The organism is Serratia sp. MF1(2023) (genome assembly GCF_030954545.1).
GTDB lineage: Bacteria > Pseudomonadota > Gammaproteobacteria > Enterobacterales > Enterobacteriaceae > Serratia > Serratia sarumanii.
Window position 1 is genome coordinate 1 of the sequence record NZ_JAVHUX010000029.1, and the last position, 18,509, is coordinate 18,509.

Here is an 18,509-nt window from a genome sequence, read left to right on the forward strand (position 1 = left end):
CGAACGATTGAAATCATTTTAAAAACCGTTGACTCACTTTGAACTATCCCTATAATGCGACTCCAACAAGACGGGGCGATTAGCTCAGTTGGTAGAGCATCTCCTTTACACGGAGGGGGTCGGCGGTTCGAGCCCGTCATCGCCCACCATCTTGTTGAGAAAAATGAGAACGAATGAGGGTGATTAGCTCAGTTGGTAGAGCATCTCCTTTACACGGAGGGGGTCGGCGGTTCGAGCCCGTCATCACCCACCATCATTCTCTCGTTTAGCAGTACCTGGAAGTCCTGAAGTGGGTGATTAGCTCAGTTGGTAGAGCATCTCCTTTACACGGAGGGGGTCGGCGGTTCGAGCCCGTCATCACCCACCACTTCTGCGGGTCGTTAGCTCAGTTGGTAGAGCAGTTGACTTTTAATCAATTGGTCGCAGGTTCGAATCCTGCACGACCCACCAATTCAGAGAAAAGCGCCTTTTGGCGCTTTTTTCGTTTCTGCCGATCGATATCCCTTTCTTCTTCATTCACCACGCGCTGAGATACGAATGGTTATCATTTTGCCGGCTTGGATGGTAAATTAGCGGGCATCCACCACGCAGCCAATCCGCCGCCGGATTGATAAGCCTTAGTTCAAGGAAAGAAAGAGCCCGCTCATGACCCTATCCTTACGCCAGCTGTTCATTGCATTTATCGCCACTTCCAGCCTGCTGCTCAGCGGCTGCGGCCCGGACGACCAGAGCGACGGGCAGAAACCGTCCGCCCCCGCTGCCGACAGCAGTTGGCCGCGCACCATCGACAGCGTCAAAGGGAAATTCACGCTGGAAAAACCGCCGCAGCGCATCGTGTCCACCAGCGTCACCATCACCGGCACGCTGCTGGCTATCGACGCCCCGGTCGTCGCCAGCGCCGCCACCAGCCCAAATCCCCTGGTGGCCGATAAGCAAGGCTTCTTTACCCAGTGGAGCGAAGTGGCCAAACAGCGCCACGTCGAACGGCTGTACCAGGTGGAGCCCAATGCCGAAGCCGTCGCCGCCGCCGCACCGGATTTGATCGTCGTCGCCGCCACCGGCGGTGATTCGGCGTTGAAGCTGTATGACCAGCTGTCCGCCATTGCGCCGACGCTGGTGCTCGACTATGGCGACAAGAGCTGGCAGCAGCTGGCCAGCGAGCTCGGCGAGATCACCGGCCATGAAGCCGGCGCCAAACAGGCGGAGGATCGTTTCGAACAGCGCGTGGAGCAAGTGAAGCAGGCGATCGCGCTGCCGCCGCAGCCGACCACTCCGCTGGTGTATGCCGACAACGGCCGCGAGGCCATGCTGTGGACGCCGGGTTCCGCCCAGGGCAAGCTGCTGACGCAGCTCGGCTTCCAGCTGGCCACCCCGCCGGAAAGCGCCAAAGGCAACACCAGCATGGGTAAACGCCATGACATCATCCAGATCTCCGGCGAAAAAATGGCCGAGGGCCTGAACGGCAAAACGCTGATCCTGTTCGCCACCAACGAGCGCAAAGTGCAAGAGGTGCTGACCAACCCGTTCCTCAAACATCTGGAGCCGGTGGAACAGCGGCACGTCTATGCCGTCGGCAACGACACCTTCCGCCTCGATTACTACAGCGCCACCAACATGCTGAACCAAATCGAACGGCTGTTCAAAAAGCCCTGAACCACGCCGTCGGCGGGTCAGCCTCCTGCCGACGTTTGCCATAAACAGGGCAACCGTTCACATTCAATCAATTGAAATATCAATAGTTATTAACATCGTCAACGCACCTGCGCCACCAACCGGCGGGTGCATGCGGGCGTAAACTCGTGCTACTATTGGCACCCCGCATGAACGCAAATAACAATGAGAATAAAAATCATACAGGAGTTACCGGTGTGAACGTACCCACTCCGACTGAGCGGACGCTTTCGTCCGCACCGCACGCAGCTTACGCCAGTGGCTTCAAACGCATCGCCGGGTTCGGTATCGGCTTGGCGCTGTTGCTGCTGTGCATCATTGCCAGCCTGATGCTGGGTTCCAAAGCCATCCCCTTCCACACCGTCTGGCTCAGCCTGCAGGGCGCCGCGAGCGGTTCCGACAGCACCATCATTCTCAACGCCCGGGTGCCCCGTACGCTGGCGGGCATCTTGGCCGGCATGGCGCTCGGCGCCGCCGGCGCGCTGATTCAGGCCTTGACGCGCAATCCGTTGGCCGATCCCGGCGTGCTCGGCATCAACGCCGGCGCCAGCTTCGCCGTGGTCATCGGCATCATGTTTTTCGGCGCCGCCACCACCGAAAGCTATATGGCCTACGCCTTTGTCGGCGCCGCCCTCACCACCCTGCTGGTCTACCTGATCGGCACGCTGGCGGGCGGGCGCATCAACCCGGTGCGGCTGACGCTGGCCGGCGTGGCGATCGGCGCGGTGCTGCTCGGCATCACCACCGGGCTGTCGCTGATCGATCCGCAAACCTTCGACCAACTGCGCTTCTGGCAGGCCGGCACGCTGGATATCCGCACGCTGTCCACGCTGCCGGTCACCGCCCCCGCCATTTTGCTCGGCTGCCTGCTGACGCTGCTCATCGCCCGGCCGCTGAATACCATCGGCATGGGGGAAGATCTGGCTATCGCGCTCGGCGCGCGCGTGGTGCTGACTCAGGTCATCGCGGTGATCGCCATCACGCTGCTGTGCGGCGCGGCAACCGCCACCGTCGGCCCAATTAGCTTTATCGGCCTGATGGTGCCGCACATCGCCCGCTGGTGGGTCGGCCCCGACCAGCGCTGGATCCTGCCCTACTCCATGCTGCTGGCGCCGATTTTACTGCTGTGCGCCGACGTGGTCGGCCGTCTGCTGGCGGCCGGTGAGCTGCGGGTTTCCATCGTGGCGGCCTTCATCGGCGCGCCGGTGCTGATCTGGCTGGTGCGCCGCAAGAAAACGCTGGGGGGGCTGTGATGAGTCTGCCCCACACGTTGCATATCGGCCGCCCGGACGGCGTCATCAACTGGCGCATGCCGCTGCGCCTGCTGCTGGTCAACCTTTCGCTGCTGGCGTTGTGCCTGGCGATGGCCGTTACCGCGCTGTGCTACGGCACGCTGCAGCTCTCGCTGGAGCAGGTCTTTGCCGCGCTCAGCGGCGAGGCGCCGAAAAATCTGGTTACCGTGGTCACCCAATGGCGCTTGCCGCGTATCGCCATGGCGCTGCTGTTAGGCGCCGCGCTCGGCATGAGCGGCGCCATTTTCCAGTCGATTATCCGCAACCCGCTCGGCAGCCCGGACGTGATTGGCTTTAACATGGGGGCTTACACCGGCGCGCTGATCGCCATCACCCTGTTCAACGGCGGCTATTACTACATCGCCAGCGGCGCGCTGGCCGGCGGCATTCTCGCCGCGCTGGCCATCTACCTGCTGGCCTGGCGGCAAGGCATCGCCGGCTTCCGGCTGATCATCGTCGGCATCGCCATCAGCGCGGTATTGGTCTCCACCAATACCTGGCTGATCATCACCGCCTCGCTGGAGCGCGCCATGGACGCCGCCATGTGGCAGGCCGGTTCGCTCAACGGCATGACCTGGCAGAAAGCCCAACCCGCCACGGCGTTCATCGTGCTGGCGGCCGCGGCCGCGCTGCTGATGGGCAAACGGCTGCAGCTGCTGGAAATGGGCGACGACACGGCGCGCGCGCTGGGCGTGAACGCCGAAGGCAGCCGGCTGTGGCTGATGCTGTTCGGCGTCACCCTCACCGCCGCCGTCACCGCCACCGCCGGGCCGATTTCCTTTATCGCGCTGGCGGCGCCGCAGATCGCCCGCCGCCTGGCCGGCCAATCCTCGGTCACCCTGACGTCCTCGGCGCTGATGGGTGCGGCGCTGCTGCTCGGCGCCGACGTAGTGTCCCAACATCTTTTCGCACCGATCCAACTGCCGGTCGGGGTCGTGACCGTCTGTATCGGCGGCCTGTACCTGATTTGGCTGCTCATCCGTGAGGCCCGCAGATAATGAAGAATGACAATGCCATGAGCCACCGCCTGCACGCCTCGCATCTGAAGCTGGGCTACGACAATAAAATCATCGCTGACGATCTGAGCGTGGCGATCCCCGACGGCGCCTTCACGGTGATCGTCGGGCCGAACGCCTGCGGCAAATCGACGCTGTTGCGCGCCCTGTGCCGCCTGCTGAAACCCAGCGCCGGCGAGGTGATGCTGGACGGCAAGAACATCAGCAACTTCGCCACCAAGGCGCTGGCGCGCGAGCTTGGGCTGCTGCCGCAAACCTCGATCGCACCGGACAGCATTACCGTGGCGGATCTGGTGTCGCGCGGCCGCTACCCGCACCAGAGCCTGCTGAAACAGTGGACGCAAGCCGACAAACAGGCGGTGGAAGCCGCCATGGCGGCCACCAACGTCGGCCAGCTGGCGGACCGCAGCGTCGACGAGCTGTCCGGCGGGCAGCGCCAGCGCGTCTGGGTGGCGATGGCGTTGGCGCAGCAAACGCCGCTGCTGCTGCTGGATGAACCGACCACCTATCTGGACATCGCGCATCAGATCGAGCTGCTGGATCTGTTCCGCCAGCTCAACCGCGAGCACGGCCAAACCCTCATCGCGGTGCTGCACGATCTCAACCACGCCTGCCGCTATGCCGATCACATCATCGCTATGCGCGACGGCAAGATCGTGGCGGAGGGGAAACCGGCGGAGATCATCACCGCCGAGCTGGTTGAGCGGGTATTCGGCATGCCGTGCATGATCATCGACGATCCGCTGTCCCACACGCCGCTGGTGATCCCGCGCGGCCGCTACCACTGCGACACGCCGCAGGCATGAAAAAGGCCGGGTTAACCCGGCCTTCGTTTATCCATGACTAGGGAGCCAACAGCGCCCGCAATCCGTCGAGCAAACCGCCGCGCCAGCAGACGGCATCATGCCCGCCGGCGAACACGCGATAATCGACCCGATGCCCCGCCTCCACCAGCGCCCGATGCATTTGGCGATTGACCTGATGAATATCCCTCTCCCCTTCACCGGCTTCCTGAAAGACGCGCAGCGGCGTCGCGGCGCACAAGCCCCGCCGCACCTGTTCAGTCAACCAGCCGACGTCGGCGTCATACTCCTCAGCCGGGTTAATCATCGCTTCAATGTGCGGCCACCAGAAAGAACCCGACTGGGTCAATACACAGCCGAAACGCTGCGGCCAATGCAACGCGGCATACAACGCCGCCAACCCGCCGTAACTCTGCCCCGCCACCACCGTGCGCTGCGGATCGTCGCTGTAAGGCGCACGCGCCGCCACCTGCGGCAGCAGCTCCTCTTGCACCGCCCGCCAGAAAGCCGCATTGCAGGCCAATTCTTCCGCACGCCGCGCCATGTCTATCACGTCGATAAACAGATAAAGCGCCGACGGCAGCCTTCCGTTAAGCGTCTCGGCGTCCAGTGCGGAAAAAATCGGTATGCCATGCAGCCAAAATTGCCCGTCCAGCAGTACGACTAACGGGCGGTCTTCCCCTGCGCCGGTGGCGTACAGCCAGATGTTGCGTCGGTTAGCCAATCGTTCGCTGTGCCAAAAGAAGTGCTGCAAACGCCCAGACGCGGCGGGCAATGCTTGCCCGGCGTCCAACGCCCGCCACGCTGATTGATCCGGCGCCGCCGGCAAATGTATCGCAGACAACGGGAAGCCGCGGCTGCTGCAGTGTGGCGCCACCGGATTGAGCGGATCATGGCGCATCAACGGAAACAACGAACACCACCACTGACGCTGCTGCTGCCGACGCTGAGCCGCATCGCCGGTAAAAGCGGGCGGCAGTTGCGCCGTCTCAATGGGTATAAAACTGTAACTGCCTCGCCAATCTTCGCGAACAGTGAACTGCCACCACCAAATATCGCTACCCGGCCGGCGTTCCAGACTCTGTGGCGAAGGGCTGTGATGGTCGGTCACGCAGTTGATATCGACATACACCTTTTTAATCGGCGAGCGCCGTTCATCGCCCCACGGGTCGCGCCAGAAAAAGGTAACGCGCACCTGCGCTGCGGGCAGCGATTCGACGAGCGGCATTCCCAACTCCGCGACCTGACGCCACCAATCTTCTCCGCCGAGATCGGGCCTTTGCAGCAGGTTGAGCACCAGGCCATCGGCATGAAGCGAATGCATTTTTCCTTTTTCCCCTGTTCACCGCACCCGGCGTTTTTTGTTTTCTTGAATAATGCAAATGGTATTGAGAATCATTTGTATTTTCAATAAAATGTAACCAATTATAAATCAACGCGCCTGAGGTCAACAAGGCCACTTCGAAGCGTGGCTCTGCAAAACGGTAAGCGATTCGTCCACCGTTCATTTATGGCAAGGAACTGCGCAGCCCTTCTCGGCGGCGCCAAATGAAAAAAGACGGCAATAGCTTGATATAAAATTGTTTTTTAAGGGATGAAAAATGTCAGAACACCCCCAAAATACCGCCAATCAACCTCTGCGTCACCCAGTCGCCAAGCTCTTGCTGACCTCAGCCATGCTGCTGGCGCCGGGCGTACAGGCCGGAACCGACAACGTTGAGCGTGATATCACCGTCGTCGCCGGCGCACAGGAAAACGTCACCGCGCCGCTGCAGGGCATCGTCGCCAAAGAAAGCGCGGCGGGAACCAAAAGCGCCGCGCCGTTGGTAAAAACGCCGCAGGCCATCACCGTCGTCACGCGCGATCAAATGGATCAGCAGGATGCGGCTTCCGTCGCCCAGGCGCTGCGATACTCCAGCGGCGTCGTGGCGGAATACCGCGGCACCTCTAACCGCAGCGACGAAGTGATCGTACGCGGCTTTCGTTACGCCCCAAAATATCTGGACGGCCTGAGCTATCAAAGCGGCCAGATCGATCCCTGGCTGCTTGAACGCGTTGAGGTGGTGCGCGGCCCGGTTTCTGTGCTGTACGGCCAGGCCAACCCGGGTGGGCTGGTGGCGATGACCAGCAAGCGGCCCGTCGCCCAGGCTATTCGCAAACTGCAATTGAGCGCGGGCAACCTGCATCAAGGAGAGGCCGCTTTCGACTTCGGCGGCGCATTGGACGAAGATGCCAAACTGCTGTATCGCCTTAACGGCATCGCCGGCACCAAAGAGACCGGTATCAAAGAGCACAAGGAAAAACGCTTCGCCATCGCACCGGCGCTGACCTATATCGCCAATGAAGACACGACGTTCACCCTGTTGACCAGCTATCAAAAGGAACCGGAGAACGGCTACCGCAACTTCCTGCCGACCTCCGGCGTGGCGATCAAAAGCAGCGCCGGCTATCTGCCGTATGATTTCAACGTCAGCGATCCCGGTTTCAATCAGGCTCGCCGCGAACAAACCTCGTTCGGCTATATCTTCGAGCACTATATTAACGACGTTTTCTCTTTCCAGCAGAACATGCGTTACACCACGGTGGATGAACGTTACAAATATCTGGTGTTCATGTCGCAAGCCAAAAACAGCACGCTGCTGCAGCGCCGTCCGCAAAAAGATATCGTCAAATCCCATGAGCTGGGGTTGGATAACCAACTGAAAGCGCAATTCAGCACCGGCGACGTCGAGCACAGCGTGTTGACCGGCCTTGACTACAAGTGGAGCAAGGTCAATACCCAAAACTGGCGCGGCGACAGCGCGGGCTATTTCCTCGACTGGACTCGGCCGGTTTACGGCATGCCGGTCAACGAAAGCGCATTGCCGAAGGTCACCGATAACCGCAAGGTGCTGGACCAACTCGGCGTTTATCTGCAGGATCAGATGAGCTACGGCGGTTGGAATTTGTTGTTGTCGCTGCGCAACGACTGGACCGAGCTGCGCACTCAGGACATGTTGAGATCCAGCGACAGTCAGCAAAACGACACCAAGCTGACTGGCCGCAGCGGCCTGCTGTACGCCTTTGACAACGGCATTGCCCCGTACATCAGCTACAGCACATCGTTTGAACCCAACCTCGATACCGGCGCGCCGGGCACCGATCCGTTCAAGCCCACCACCGGTGAACAAACCGAAATCGGCGTGAAATTCCAGCCGAAGAACAGCAACACGCTGCTGACGCTGGCGTTGTTCGATCTGACGCAGAAAAACGTCAGCTCCACCAACCCGGTAACCAAATACAAGGAGCAGATCGGCAAAGTGCGTTCCAAGGGGCTGGAAGCCGAAGTGCATTCACAGCTCACCCCGGCCATCGCGCTCATGGCGGCCTACACCTATACCGACATCGTTACCAAAGAAACCTATGTCGACGATCAGCGCGGCAAGACGCTGGTGATGGTGCCGACGCACGCCGCCTCCGCCTGGGGAACCTACAGCTTCCTGCAAGGGCCGCTGAAAGGCTTCTCCACCGGCGCTGGGGTACGCTACAACGGCGCCAGCCAAGGCGATGCGACCAACACCTACAAAGTGCCGGCCTTTACGCTGTATGACTGGATGGCGCGCTACGAATTGGCAGAAGTGGCTCCAAGCCTGGCAGGCGCCGCGCTACAGGTTAACGTCAACAACCTGACCGACAAGCATTACGTTTCGTCCTGCGGCGGCGTGGACGCCTGTTTCTACGGCAGCGGCCGCACCGTCACCGCCACGGTCAGCTACAGCTGGTAAAACCTTTGGGCGCCGCATTGCCGCGGCGCCCTGCTTTATTTCTCCAGCGATACCTGCTTGAAGATGTGTTTGCCGAACGGGTCTATCTCGTAGCCTTTCACTTCCTTGCGCACCGGTTCGAAGATGGTCGAGTGCGCGATCATCAGCGCCGGCATCTGATCGTGCATCATCACCTGCGCCTGCTGGTACATCGCCACCCGCTTGGCGTGATCGTTCTCCTCGCGCGCCTGCAGGATCAGCTGGTCGAACGGTTTGTAGCACCATTTCGCCGAGTTCGAACCACCGAGCGAAGCGCAGGTGAACAGCGGCCCGAAGAAGTTGTCCGGATCGCCGTTGGCGGTGGTCCAGCCCATTAGCGCCGTCTGGTGCTCGCCGTTTTTAATCCGCTGCAAATATTCGCCCCACTCGAAGGTGACGATTTTGGCGCGCACGCCGATGTTGGCCCAGTCGGCCTGGATCATCTCCGCCATGCGTTTGGCGTTGGGATTGTAGGGCCGCTGCACCGGCATCGCCCACAGATCGATGTCGAACCCCTGCCCCAGCCCGGCCTCCTGCAACAGCTGCTTCGCCCGCTCCGGCGAATACGGGTAATCTTCAAGCTGCGCGTTGCTGCCCCACTGGGTCGGCGGCAGCAGATTCTTGGCCGGCTGGCCGGCGCCGTGGAACACCGCCTCGATGATCGCCGGCTTGTTGACCGCCAGCGCCAACGCCTGGCGCACCTTGACGTTATCCAACGGTTTCTTCTGGGTGTTGAACGCCAGGAAGCCGATATTCAAGCCGGATTTTTCCATCACCTGAAGGTTGCCGTCCTGCCGCATGCGCGCCAGATCCGCCGGATTGGGGAACGGCATCACCTGACACTCGTTCTTTTGCAGCTTGGCGTAACGCACCGTCGCATCCGGCGTGATCGAAAACACCAGCCGGTCGATCTTCGGTTTGCCTTCCCAGTAACGATCGAACGCCTTGTAGAGGATTTTCGCGTCTTTCTGATACTGCACCAGCTGGAACGGCCCGGTGCCGATCGGATCGTTGTCCACCCGCTGCGGCGTGCCGGCCTTCAGCATCGCGTCGGCATATTCCGCCGAAAAAATGGTGGCGAAGTACATGCCCAGATCGGCGACGAACGGCGCCTCGGCGCGGGAGAGCTCAAAGCGCACGGTGTTGTCGTCCACCTTGACGATCCGGTCGATCAGCGTGCCGAACTCCATCGACTCGAAGTTGGTGTAGGCGCCGTTGGAGACCTTGTGATACGGGTTGTTGGCGTCCTTTTGCCGCATAAACGAGAAGATGACGTCATCGGCGTTGAAATCGCGGGTGGGCGTAAAATATTTATTGCTCTGGAATGCCACGCCCTTGCGCAGGTGGAAGGTATAGCGCTTGCCGTCCTCGCTCACCTCCCAGCTTTCCGCCAGGCTGGGTTGCAGCTCGACGGTGCCGGGTTTGAAGTCCACCAGCCGGTTGTAGATCGCCGCCGAACTGGCGTCCACCGTGGTGCCGGAGGTGAACAGCTGCGGGTTGAAGCCTTCCGGCGAGCCTTCGGAACAGTAGACCAGCGTATTGGCCCGCGCGCCGCCGGCAATCGCCAACGCCAGCAGCCCGATCGTTATTGCTTTTCTTTTCATTGCGCTATCCCCAGTGGTGAAAAAACAGCCCAACGGTTAGCAATAAATCATGCGGTTAGCGATGTAAAGGACAAATTCCGCGCATAAAAACGGGCAGGCGCGCATGCGGCCTGCCCGGTGAAACGGCGCGAGGATGATGAAATTAAATCATCTGGCTGAAGTTCATCTGCGCCATCAGCTTATAGTTGTCGGCGTAGTCGACCGGAATGGCCACCACCACCGGCCCCTGGATCGCCATCGCCTTGCGCAGCATCGGCCGCAGATCGTCCACCGACTGCACGGCGAAACCGACCGCGCCGCAGGATTCCGCGTAGGCTTTGAAGTCGATCGGCCCAAACTCCACGCCGGATTTGCGCTGGTATTTGTTCACTTCCTGCATCTCCACCATGTTGTAGGCGTTATCGACCCAGATGACGTGCACGATGTTGTTTTTCAGCCGCACCGCGGTCTCCAGCTCCATGCTCGACTGCATGAACCCGCCGTCGCCGGAGATCGACACCACTTTATCGCCAGGGCGCACCAGCGCCGCGCCGATGGCCCACGGCAACGCCACCCCCATGGTTTGCTGGCCATTGGAGATCAACAGCTGACGGGCGCGGAAGCTGTACAGGTAACGGGCGATCCAGATATGGAAGCTGCCCATGTCCACGCACAGGGTTACGTCGTCGCTGACGATGTCCTGCAGCTCCTTGACGATGCGCAGCGGGTGGATCGGCATGCCGCCGCGGCGCGCGGCGCGCTCCGCCAGTTCCGTGCGTTGGCGGCCGAGATCGGTGAGGATCAGCTCCACCTCCGGCGGCACGCAGACCGCCTCAGTGAACGTTTCGGTCATCATGTTCAGCGTGGCGCTGATGTTGCCCACCAGCTCGACGTCCGGCCGATAGCAGATGTCGATATCCGCCGGCAGCACGTCGATGTGCACCAGTTTCAGCCGCCCGTGGCTGTTCCACATGCAGGGATCGTATTCGATCGGATCATAGCCGACGCTGACCACCAGATCGGCCTTCTGCAACAGCTGATCGGCCGGCTGGTTGTTGAACAGGCCGACGCGGCCGGCGAAACGGGCGAAGTGGTTGACGTCGATCACCCCCGCCGCCTGATAGGTGCCAACCACCGGCATATGGGTGCGGTACAGCAGATGGCGCACCGCTTCGCTGTTCTCCGGCCGGCTGGCCTGCAGGCCGAGCAGCAATACCGGGCATTTGGCCTGCCGGATCAGTTTCACCGCCGCCTGAATGTCGTCCGCCGCCGCGGCCCCCATGCGCGGCAAGCGGCAGCCGGCCAGCACCGGCGCGCTCACCGGTTCATTGACGATATCCATCGGCAGGCTGACGAACGATGCCCCCGGCCGGCCGAACTCGGCGCGGCGAAAGGCGTTGGCGATCACCTCGGAAATTGCCGAACCGGCATGCACTTCGGCGCAATACTTGGTCACCGGCCGGAACATGCTGACGGTATCCATGCTCTGGTGCGTCTGTTTCAGGCTGTCGGCGCGCTTCACCGCCCCGCCGAAGGCCACCACCGCGTCCCCTTCCGAAGTGGCGGTGGCCAGCCCGGTGATCAGGTTGGAGCTGCCCGGCCCGGAGGTGACCAGCGCCACCCCGGCCTTACCGGTCAAGCGGCCGACCGCCGCCGCCATAAAGGCCGCGTTGGCCTCATGCCGCACCACCACCGTTTCAATCGATGGCGCGTCCTCCAGCGAGTCGAACACCCGGTCGATCTTGGCGCCCGGAATGCCGAAAACGTGTTTGACGCCCTGCGCTTCCAGGTTTTTCACCACCAAATCGGCGCCGCATTGCCAGTCATTGCCTGTTTTTTCCTGTGCCATGGTTCCACCTCCTAAGAAAACGATCGCCGGGGTTAGCCCTCGGCGGAACGAATCGCGCGATCCAAATCCTCTGGACAGAGGTTGGCGCGCAAGAAATCCGCATCATGCGGCAACTGAAGATTGAGACGCGTGATGACGCCGAACTGCAGACGGCCATGATCGAGCTGGTAGTCCAGCACGTGGCCGCCGCCGCTGCGGTCGTCGGTAACGAAGTGTTCGTGATAGCCGGCCACGCCGATGCCCTGCATGTAATCCGGCGAGCGGAAACCAACCAGCGTGCCGCGCCGCTGATGGAACGAGAAGGTCGGCTGCTCTTCTATCGCCTCCAGCATCGGGCGGTAGGGCCGCTCCTGGCGCGGCACGGTGCGGGTTTCCACGTGGCTGAACTCGCCGTCGACCCGCACCGCGCAAAACAGGTTCGGCGAGGCGACCTGCTCGTCGATGCACTGGTGCAGCTGCGCCTTGGTGATCGGCCGGTCGAACTGCTGGCTGACGCTGGGCTGGAAAAAGGTGACGACGGCGAAGGGGGTTTGCTGTTGCAGGCCGGCCGGCCGGGCGCTGCCGTCGGCGCGCAGCTGGTGTATTTCCTGGTCGAAAGCGATCAGTTCGCCGTCCAGGTGATTGAAGGTGCCGAGGCCGAAATCGCCGTGCTTGAGCAGCTCGGCAATGGTGGTTTCACCCTCGTAGACCCCGTCGATGAGCGCGCTCATCAGCGAGATTTGATAGATTTCGCCCTCCCCGGCGTTGATCGACTGCCTGGCAAAACCCTGCGCCAAATGGCGCGCACAGGCACACCCGTGTTTTTCGTTCATGACTGACTCCTCCACCAGCGCGAAACCGCGGTTCCGCGCGTTCAAAAGACCCACCGACGGTGAGCCAAGATGCCCCCCAAGGCGCGTTCATCAGTTGGAACGATTCAGCCTGAGGCGACAAAAAAACCGGCACGGCTGGCCGGCCGATAACCAGGCATCAGATCAGAATGAGATAAAGTAAAGGCTTACTAATCATTAAGACTGAACCGGTTATCAAATTGAACGGTTAATCTGGTGTTGGAGCGGCAATCAACTCCGCAGGCGGCTCACGCGGCCTGGGAAAAACATCTGCTATTTGGTGCTAAGCGCCGCGAGGTTTATGCGTTTTTTCTCTATGCGGCCGGGATGGGACGGCGCCGAAGCCCGTCGTCAACCCGCAGCCAGAGTAGCCGCCGCGCCGCCGGCAGAGAAGCGGGTATTCATAAGAAACGCTTTTGCATATAATGCAAAAATGAATGACGCCCGCTATGTAGAACATCTGCCAATTTTTCTCGACGTCGCCCGCCTGGGCAGCTTTTCCGCCGCTGCGCGCCGGCTGGGCATGGTGCCCTCTTCACTGGTGCGCCACATCGATGCCCTGGAAAGCGCGCTCGGCGCCGCGCTGTTCGTGCGCTCCACCCGTGGCCTGCTGCTGACCGACGCCGGCGAGCTGCTGCTGACGCGCGCCGCCGCGCTGATGACGGACATCACCGGCCTTCGCGCCGAGCTGAGCGCGCTGAACGAAACGCCGCAGGGCACGCTGCGCATCAGCTGCCTGCCAACCTTCGGCAAAACCTATGTGCTGCCGCTGCTGCCGACGCTGGCGGAACGCTACCCGCAGCTGTCGGTCGACCTCGATCTGACCGAACGCCAGACCGATCCGACGCAGGAGCGGCTCGACGCCGCCCTCCGCATCGGCGAACAGAAGGACAGCGCGCTGTATGCCAGCCGCATCGCCACCCAACGCTGGGTAATGTGCGCCAGCCCCGCCTACGTCGCCCGCTATGGCCTGCCGGCCGATCTGGAAGCGCTGCCGCAGCATCGGCTGATCGCCCGCTACCACAAGCAGCAGCCGGCCTGCTGGGCGCAGATCCTCGACGCGGCGCTGATGAACCGCTGCACCATGGCGCTGCGCTGCGACGACTTCACCGCGCAGCGCCAGGCGGCGCTGCTCGGGCTCGGCATCGCCTTTCTACCCAACTGGGTGGTGGGGCCTGACGTGCAGCACGGGCAACTGGTGCAGATGCTCGAAGATCCGCGCCATGAGCAGCAAGGCATCTATCTGCTGCGCCCAATGGCGAAGGTGTCCGCCCGGCTGGCGGCCTTCACCGCCCTGCTGCAGCAAACCCTCGGTCAGCCGCCCAACTGGGGGTAAAGCGGCGTTACCCGGCCGCGCAGCGCCGGGTTGTCACTCTCGTCTTTCAGTTCGACGCCGGTCAGCCGGCGCTGGAACGCCTGCTCCAGCAGCCAGGCCAATTTGAACGCCGCCTGCGGGTAATCCAGCCCCTCGGGGCGCACGTTGGAGATGCAATTGCGCTCGGCGTCCGTTCTGCGCGCGTTCGGCCCCCAGGTCATATAGACACCCAGGCTGTCCGGCGACGACAGCCCCGGCCGTTCGCCGATCAGCACCGCCACCGCCCGGGCCTGCAGGCATTCGCCGATCTCATCCCCCAGCGCCACCCGCGCCTGATGCGCCAGCACCACCGGCGCAACGGTCAGCCCCAGCGTATCGAGATAGGGCCGCAGCGCCTGCAGCAGCGGCAGCGCCTGGCGGTGCACCGCCTTGGAGGAGAGACCGTCCGCCACCACCAGCAGCAGATCGACGCGGCGCGATGGCGAACCGAGCAGCAGGCTGCGGCTATCCGGCGCTAATCGCCGCCCCAGATCCGGCCGGCGCAGATAGGCGGCGCGGTCGGCGGCCTGGCTGTGCACCGCCAGCGTGGGCCAACCGGCATCGTGCAGATCCGCCGCCAGCCGCTCGCTGTCGAAAGGCTGATGCACCGCGTCGCGCGCCTGGGCATGAGCCAGGCCGAAGCGCAGCAGTTCGTCGGTCGGCAGGCTGGCACCGGTGCGCCCCAGCGCGATGCGCGCATCGGTAAAGGCGCGCAGCGCGTCCCAGCTGTTGACGTGAACCGGTTTGCTCATGTGCGTTCTCCCTGCAACGCCAGTAGCAGCGGATGATTGGCGGCGGCATCGCGCAGCCGCCCGCGTTCGTCGGTGATGTTCATCGCCGCCAGCCAGGCGGCGAACTCTGGCGCGTGCTTCAGCCCCAGCAGCTCGCGGATATAGAGCGCGTCATGGAACGACGTGCTTTGGTAGTTGAGCATGATGTCGTCCGCGCCCGGCACGCCGATCAGGAACGTTAACCCGGCGGCGGCCAACAGCGTCAGCAGCGTGTCCATGTCGTCCTGATCGGCTTCGGCATGGTTGGTGTAGCAGACGTCGCAGCCCAGCGGCAGCCCGAGCAGCTTGCCGCAGAAGTGGTCCTCCAGCCCGGCGCGGATAATTTGCTTGCCGTCATACAGGTATTCGGGGCCGATAAACCCTACCACGGTGTTGATCAGCAGCGGCGAGAAATGGCGCGCCACCGCATAGGCGCGCGCCTCGCAGGTTTGCTGATCGACGCCGTGATGGGCGTTGGCCGACAGGCAACTGCCCTGCCCGGTTTCGAAATACATCACGTTGTCGCCCAGCGTGCCGCGCCTGAGGCTCAGCGCCGCCTGCTGCGCTTCCTCCAGCAGCGCCAGATTAATGCCGAAGCCGCGATTGGCCGCTTCGGTACCGGCGATCGACTGAAACACCAGATCCACCGGCGCGCCGCGCTCTATCAGCCGCAGCGTGTTGGTCACGTGGGTCAGCACGCAGGATTGGGTGGGAATGGCAAAGCGCTGGATCACGTCGTCCAGCATGTAGTTGAGCTTTTCCAGCAGCGGCAGGCTGTCGCTGGCCGGATTGATGCCGACCACCGCGTCGCCGCTGCCGTACAACAGGCCGTCCAGCATGCTGGCGGCGATGCCCTGCAGGCTGTCGGTCGGGTGATTGGGCTGCAGCCGCACGCTGAGGTGGCCCGGCAGGCCAATCGTATTGCGAAAGCGCGTCACCACCCGGCACTTCTTGGCCACCAAAATCAGATCCTGATTGCGCATGATCTTGCTCACCGCCGCCGCCATCTCCGGCGTGATGCCGGCCGCCACCTGCGCCAGCATGGCGCTGTCCGCCTGCTCGCTCAACAGCCAGTCGCGAAAATCGCCGACCGTGAGGTGCGAGATGGGCTCGAAGGCGGCGGCATCGTGGCCGTCGATAATCAGGCGCGTCACCTCGTCCTGTTCGTACGGCACCAGCGCATGCTGCAGGAATGCCTTGAGCGGCAAGTCCGCCAGCGCGATGCGCGCCGCCATGCGCTCTTCGGCGCTGTGCGCCGCCACCTCCGCCAGATAATCGCCGGAACGCGCCGGCGAAGCCTTCGCCATCAGCTGACGCAGATCGCCGAAGCGATAGCCGCGTTGGCCCACCGTTGCCTGATACATAGCCCCCTCCCTTGCCCCGAGTGACGAGATAAAAGCCCTGCACCAAGTGTAGTCAGTGAGAGAAGAAAATTAATTTGCCTGCGATCGCCGTCATCACGCCTCCTGCCATTTCACCCGCCGCCGCTTCGGGTTACAGTAGCCGCGAAAACAGGAGGGGTGATGGATCCGCAACGGCAAATTATCGACTGGCTGCAACAAGATGACGCGCGCATGGCCGCCCTGCGCACCGTGCGCCGGCTCGGCCTGAATGACTGGTGCCTCGGCGCCGGCTTCGTACGCAATCTGGTGTGGGATCGGCGCCACGGCTATGTGGAGCCCACGCCGCTCAACGATATCGACGTGATCCACTTCGATGCGGAGCGTGCGGACGCCAAGCGCGATCGCATGCTGGAGGCGCGGCTGCAGCAATGGCTGCCGCAGCCGTGGTCGGTCAAGAATCAGGCGCGCATGCATCTGCGCGGCGGCCGGGCGCCTTACCGCAACAGCGAAGAGGCCATCAGCTTCTGGACCGAAGTGGAAACGGCGATCGGCGCGCGCCTGAACGCCGACGACAGCCTCACGCTGGTGGCTCCCTTCGGGCTCGCGGCGCTGTTCGGCGACACCATCACCTTCAACGTGAAAAACGGCGATCGCGCTGCCTATGCCCAGCGCGTGCTCGACAAAGGCTGGCTGCAGCGCTGGCCGCGCCTGCGGCAAGTAAAGATTTAGCCGCCGCTGCCGATACCCTGAACAGCGATATACCGACTCAGGGAGAGCATCCATGTCGACCAGCATCACCATGATCGTACCGATCAAAAATACCGTTCCCGGCGTCAGCAACGTCTTCAGCGCGCCGGGCCATCAGGGCGAATTGCTGATGGCCAAACCGGTCAACAACCAGCCGGAAGGCGGCAAGGCGAAGAAAAACGAAGGCGCCAACGGCAATGACGAACCGGCAAATCTCAACGAAAGCCGCGCCTCGGCGCGCATCAAGGCGCTGAACCGGCAGATTCAGGCTCTGCAGCAAAAGCTGGTGGAGCTGAAGGACTCCAGCGCCGATCCCAAAGAGATCGAGAAGCAGAAACAGCTGATCGAAGCGCAGATCAAGATGCTGCAGGCCGAGATCGCGCGCATCCAGAAAGAAGAAATGGAAAAGCAGCAGCAGGAGCAAATGGAAAAAGCCGCGGCGCAAGCCGGCGACGGCGTAAACCGCCCGACGCCGCTCAACGCGGTGGACGTCTATATCTGAGTCAATATTCCGCGTTTTCCTGCCGGCGCTGGTGCAGCAGCGCCGCCTGCTGACGCGCGACCTGCCAGATGGCCTCCGCCGCCGGCGTCAGCGAGCGATTTTTACGCCGCACCAGCATCAGCGCGCGGTTGATCTCCGGCACCAGCCGCCGCACCCGGAGCCGCCCCCCTTCCGGCAGCGGCAGCGCCAACGCCGGGAAGATGCTGATGCCGATCCCCTCCGCCACCATCGGGAACAGCGTGGCCGGATGGCCGATTTCCTGCACCACCTGCGCCTCGACGCCCTGCTGCCTCAGCGCGCTGTCGATCAACGGCCGGCTGCCCGACGCGTAATCCTGCAACACCAGGCGGCAGCCGTTTAACGCCGACCAACGCACCTCTTGCTGCGCAGCAAACGGGTGGTCGTCGCGGCACAGCAGCAGGAACGGTTCATGCAGCACCGCTTCGCACTCCAGATCTACCGCCTGCACCGGATCGACCACGATGCCGAAATCCACCTCGGCGTTGCGCACGCTGTGCAGCACCTGCTGCTGCGCCTGATCGCGCAGCATGATGCGGATCTCCGGGTATTCGCGTTCACCGGCGGCGATGCACTGCGGCATCAGATGGGCGGAAATGGTCTGGCTGGTCGCCACCCGCACCGTACCGCTGCGCTGTACGCCAAAGCTGCGCGCATCCAGCAACGCGGCCTGCAGTTCGTCCAGCAGCCGTTCGACCCGGTTGGCCAGCTGCAGGCCGGCATCGGTCAACACCACTTCACGCGTGGTGCGATCCAGCAGGCGAACGCCGACCTCCGCCTCCAGCTCTTTCACGCTGTGGCTGACCGCCGATTGCGTCAGGCCGATCGCCTCGCCGGCGCGGCTGAAGCTGCCGTGGCGGGCGACAGCGACGAACACCCGCAGCTGTTTGAGTGAGTAATTCATGTGTTTTATTCATATATAAATTAAATAAATCAATTTAATTATTAT

At 62.5% G+C, this 18,509-nt stretch carries 15 protein-coding genes and 4 tRNA genes; 12 read left to right on the forward strand and 7 right to left on the reverse strand.

What is annotated here, in order from left to right; all coding sequences use genetic code 11:
- Positions 1 to 73: 73 nt before the first annotated feature.
- The 8 genes from REA38_RS14655 (at position 74) to REA38_RS14690 (ending at position 4,785) form a co-directional block, all read left to right on the forward strand.
- A tRNA-Val gene (locus tag REA38_RS14655) sits at positions 74 to 149 on the forward strand.
- 28 nt (positions 150 to 177) lie between these two features.
- Positions 178 to 253 (forward strand) — tRNA-Val (locus REA38_RS14660).
- A 38-nt stretch (positions 254 to 291) separates the two neighbouring features.
- Positions 292 to 367, forward strand: a tRNA-Val gene (locus REA38_RS14665).
- A gap of 7 nt (positions 368 to 374) precedes the next feature.
- Positions 375 to 450 (forward strand) — tRNA-Lys (locus tag REA38_RS14670).
- Between the two features lie 195 nt (positions 451 to 645).
- On the forward strand, positions 646 to 1,653 hold the full coding sequence (gene fepB, locus REA38_RS14675) for a Fe2+-enterobactin ABC transporter substrate-binding protein (RefSeq protein WP_033649828.1): 1,008 nt from the start codon (positions 646 to 648) through the stop codon (positions 1,651 to 1,653).
- A gap of 215 nt (positions 1,654 to 1,868) precedes the next feature.
- Positions 1,869 to 2,924, forward strand: coding sequence for a Fe(3+)-siderophore ABC transporter permease (fepD, locus tag REA38_RS14680; protein ID WP_033635435.1), 1,056 nt, complete (start codon positions 1,869 to 1,871; stop codon positions 2,922 to 2,924).
- Positions 2,924 to 3,961, forward strand: coding sequence for an iron-enterobactin ABC transporter permease (fepG, locus tag REA38_RS14685; RefSeq protein WP_308886112.1), 1,038 nt, complete (start codon positions 2,924 to 2,926; stop codon positions 3,959 to 3,961). The genes fepD and fepG overlap by 1 nt, the downstream gene beginning before the upstream one ends.
- Positions 3,962 to 3,978: 17 nt before the next feature.
- A complete protein-coding gene (locus tag REA38_RS14690) occupies positions 3,979 to 4,785 on the forward strand; it encodes an ABC transporter ATP-binding protein (RefSeq protein WP_033655005.1) in 807 nt (268 codons plus the stop codon).
- A gap of 37 nt (positions 4,786 to 4,822) precedes the next feature.
- Here the strand turns inward: REA38_RS14690 and fes are convergent, their stop codons facing one another.
- Positions 4,823 to 6,106 carry an enterochelin esterase gene (fes, locus tag REA38_RS14695; RefSeq protein ID WP_308886114.1) on the reverse strand — a complete coding sequence of 428 codons (1,284 nt, stop codon included), beginning with the start codon at positions 6,104 to 6,106 and terminating at the stop codon, positions 4,823 to 4,825.
- 277 nt (positions 6,107 to 6,383) lie between these two features.
- Between fes and REA38_RS14700 the strand changes: the two genes are divergently transcribed.
- Complete coding sequence (locus tag REA38_RS14700) at positions 6,384 to 8,546, forward strand: TonB-dependent siderophore receptor (protein ID WP_308886115.1); 2,163 nt, start codon at positions 6,384 to 6,386, stop codon at positions 8,544 to 8,546.
- Between the two features lie 35 nt (positions 8,547 to 8,581).
- On the opposite strand, the gene REA38_RS14705 is transcribed toward REA38_RS14700, so the two are convergent.
- From REA38_RS14705 to budA, 3 genes are all read right to left on the reverse strand, one after another.
- Positions 8,582 to 10,168: an ABC transporter substrate-binding protein gene (locus REA38_RS14705; RefSeq protein WP_308886116.1), complete on the reverse strand. Its 1,587-nt coding sequence runs from the start codon at positions 10,166 to 10,168 to the stop codon at positions 8,582 to 8,584.
- A 142-nt stretch (positions 10,169 to 10,310) separates the two neighbouring features.
- Positions 10,311 to 11,996: an acetolactate synthase AlsS gene (alsS, locus tag REA38_RS14710; protein ID WP_308886117.1), complete on the reverse strand. Its 1,686-nt coding sequence runs from the start codon at positions 11,994 to 11,996 to the stop codon at positions 10,311 to 10,313.
- A 32-nt stretch (positions 11,997 to 12,028) separates the two neighbouring features.
- A complete protein-coding gene (budA, locus tag REA38_RS14715; protein WP_033635443.1) occupies positions 12,029 to 12,808 on the reverse strand; it encodes an acetolactate decarboxylase in 780 nt (259 codons plus the stop codon).
- A 451-nt stretch (positions 12,809 to 13,259) separates the two neighbouring features.
- Here budA and REA38_RS14720 point away from each other — a divergent pair, with 451 nt between their 5' ends.
- Positions 13,260 to 14,162 (forward strand): LysR family transcriptional regulator, encoded by a 903-nt coding sequence (locus REA38_RS14720; protein WP_033635445.1) that lies wholly within the window; start codon positions 13,260 to 13,262, stop codon positions 14,160 to 14,162.
- On the opposite strand, the gene eutC is transcribed toward REA38_RS14720, so the two are convergent.
- Positions 14,141 to 14,932, reverse strand: a complete 792-nt coding sequence (gene eutC, locus REA38_RS14725; protein ID WP_161726334.1) for an ethanolamine ammonia-lyase subunit EutC — start codon at positions 14,930 to 14,932, stop codon at positions 14,141 to 14,143. The genes REA38_RS14720 and eutC overlap by 22 nt on opposite strands.
- Positions 14,929 to 16,314, reverse strand: a complete 1,386-nt coding sequence (locus tag REA38_RS14730; protein WP_126192480.1) for an ethanolamine ammonia-lyase subunit EutB — start codon at positions 16,312 to 16,314, stop codon at positions 14,929 to 14,931. Before REA38_RS14730 ends, eutC begins: the two co-directional genes overlap by 4 nt.
- 159 nt (positions 16,315 to 16,473) lie before the next feature.
- Between REA38_RS14730 and REA38_RS14735 the strand changes: the two genes are divergently transcribed.
- Entirely contained in the window at positions 16,474 to 17,022 is a 549-nt protein-coding gene (locus REA38_RS14735; RefSeq protein ID WP_308886119.1) for a nucleotidyltransferase family protein, read from the forward strand.
- 52 nt (positions 17,023 to 17,074) lie between these two features.
- Positions 17,075 to 17,542 (forward strand): FlxA-like family protein, encoded by a 468-nt coding sequence (locus REA38_RS14740; RefSeq protein ID WP_060422042.1) that lies wholly within the window; start codon positions 17,075 to 17,077, stop codon positions 17,540 to 17,542.
- Between the two features lies 1 nt (position 17,543).
- Here the strand turns inward: REA38_RS14740 and REA38_RS14745 are convergent, their stop codons facing one another.
- Complete coding sequence (locus REA38_RS14745; protein WP_308886121.1) at positions 17,544 to 18,464, reverse strand: LysR family transcriptional regulator; 921 nt, start codon at positions 18,462 to 18,464, stop codon at positions 17,544 to 17,546.
- Positions 18,465 to 18,509: the final 45 nt, after the last annotated feature.

Bases quoted from the DNA above. Each gene is read 5' to 3' on its own strand.
- fepB (WP_033649828.1), top strand. From the start codon at position 646: ATGACCCTATCCTTACGCCAGCTGTTCATTGCATTTATCGCCACTTCC.
- fepG (WP_308886112.1), top strand. From the start codon at position 2,924: ATGAGTCTGCCCCACACGTTGCATATCGGCCGCCCGGACGGCGTCATC.
- REA38_RS14690 (WP_033655005.1), top strand. From the start codon at position 3,979: ATGAGCCACCGCCTGCACGCCTCGCATCTGAAGCTGGGCTACGACAAT.
- fes (WP_308886114.1), bottom strand. From the start codon at position 6,106: ATGCATTCGCTTCATGCCGATGGCCTGGTGCTCAACCTGCTGCAAAGG.
- REA38_RS14700 (WP_308886115.1), top strand. From the start codon at position 6,384: ATGTCAGAACACCCCCAAAATACCGCCAATCAACCTCTGCGTCACCCA.
- REA38_RS14705 (WP_308886116.1), bottom strand. From the start codon at position 10,168: ATGAAAAGAAAAGCAATAACGATCGGGCTGCTGGCGTTGGCGATTGCC.
- alsS (WP_308886117.1), bottom strand. From the start codon at position 11,996: ATGGCACAGGAAAAAACAGGCAATGACTGGCAATGCGGCGCCGATTTG.
- budA (WP_033635443.1), bottom strand. From the start codon at position 12,808: ATGAACGAAAAACACGGGTGTGCCTGTGCGCGCCATTTGGCGCAGGGT.
- REA38_RS14720 (WP_033635445.1), top strand. From the start codon at position 13,260: ATGAATGACGCCCGCTATGTAGAACATCTGCCAATTTTTCTCGACGTC.
- eutC (WP_161726334.1), bottom strand. From the start codon at position 14,932: ATGAGCAAACCGGTTCACGTCAACAGCTGGGACGCGCTGCGCGCCTTT.
- REA38_RS14730 (WP_126192480.1), bottom strand. From the start codon at position 16,314: ATGTATCAGGCAACGGTGGGCCAACGCGGCTATCGCTTCGGCGATCTG.
- REA38_RS14735 (WP_308886119.1), top strand. From the start codon at position 16,474: ATGGATCCGCAACGGCAAATTATCGACTGGCTGCAACAAGATGACGCG.
- REA38_RS14740 (WP_060422042.1), top strand. From the start codon at position 17,075: ATGTCGACCAGCATCACCATGATCGTACCGATCAAAAATACCGTTCCC.
- REA38_RS14745 (WP_308886121.1), bottom strand. From the start codon at position 18,464: ATGAATTACTCACTCAAACAGCTGCGGGTGTTCGTCGCTGTCGCCCGC.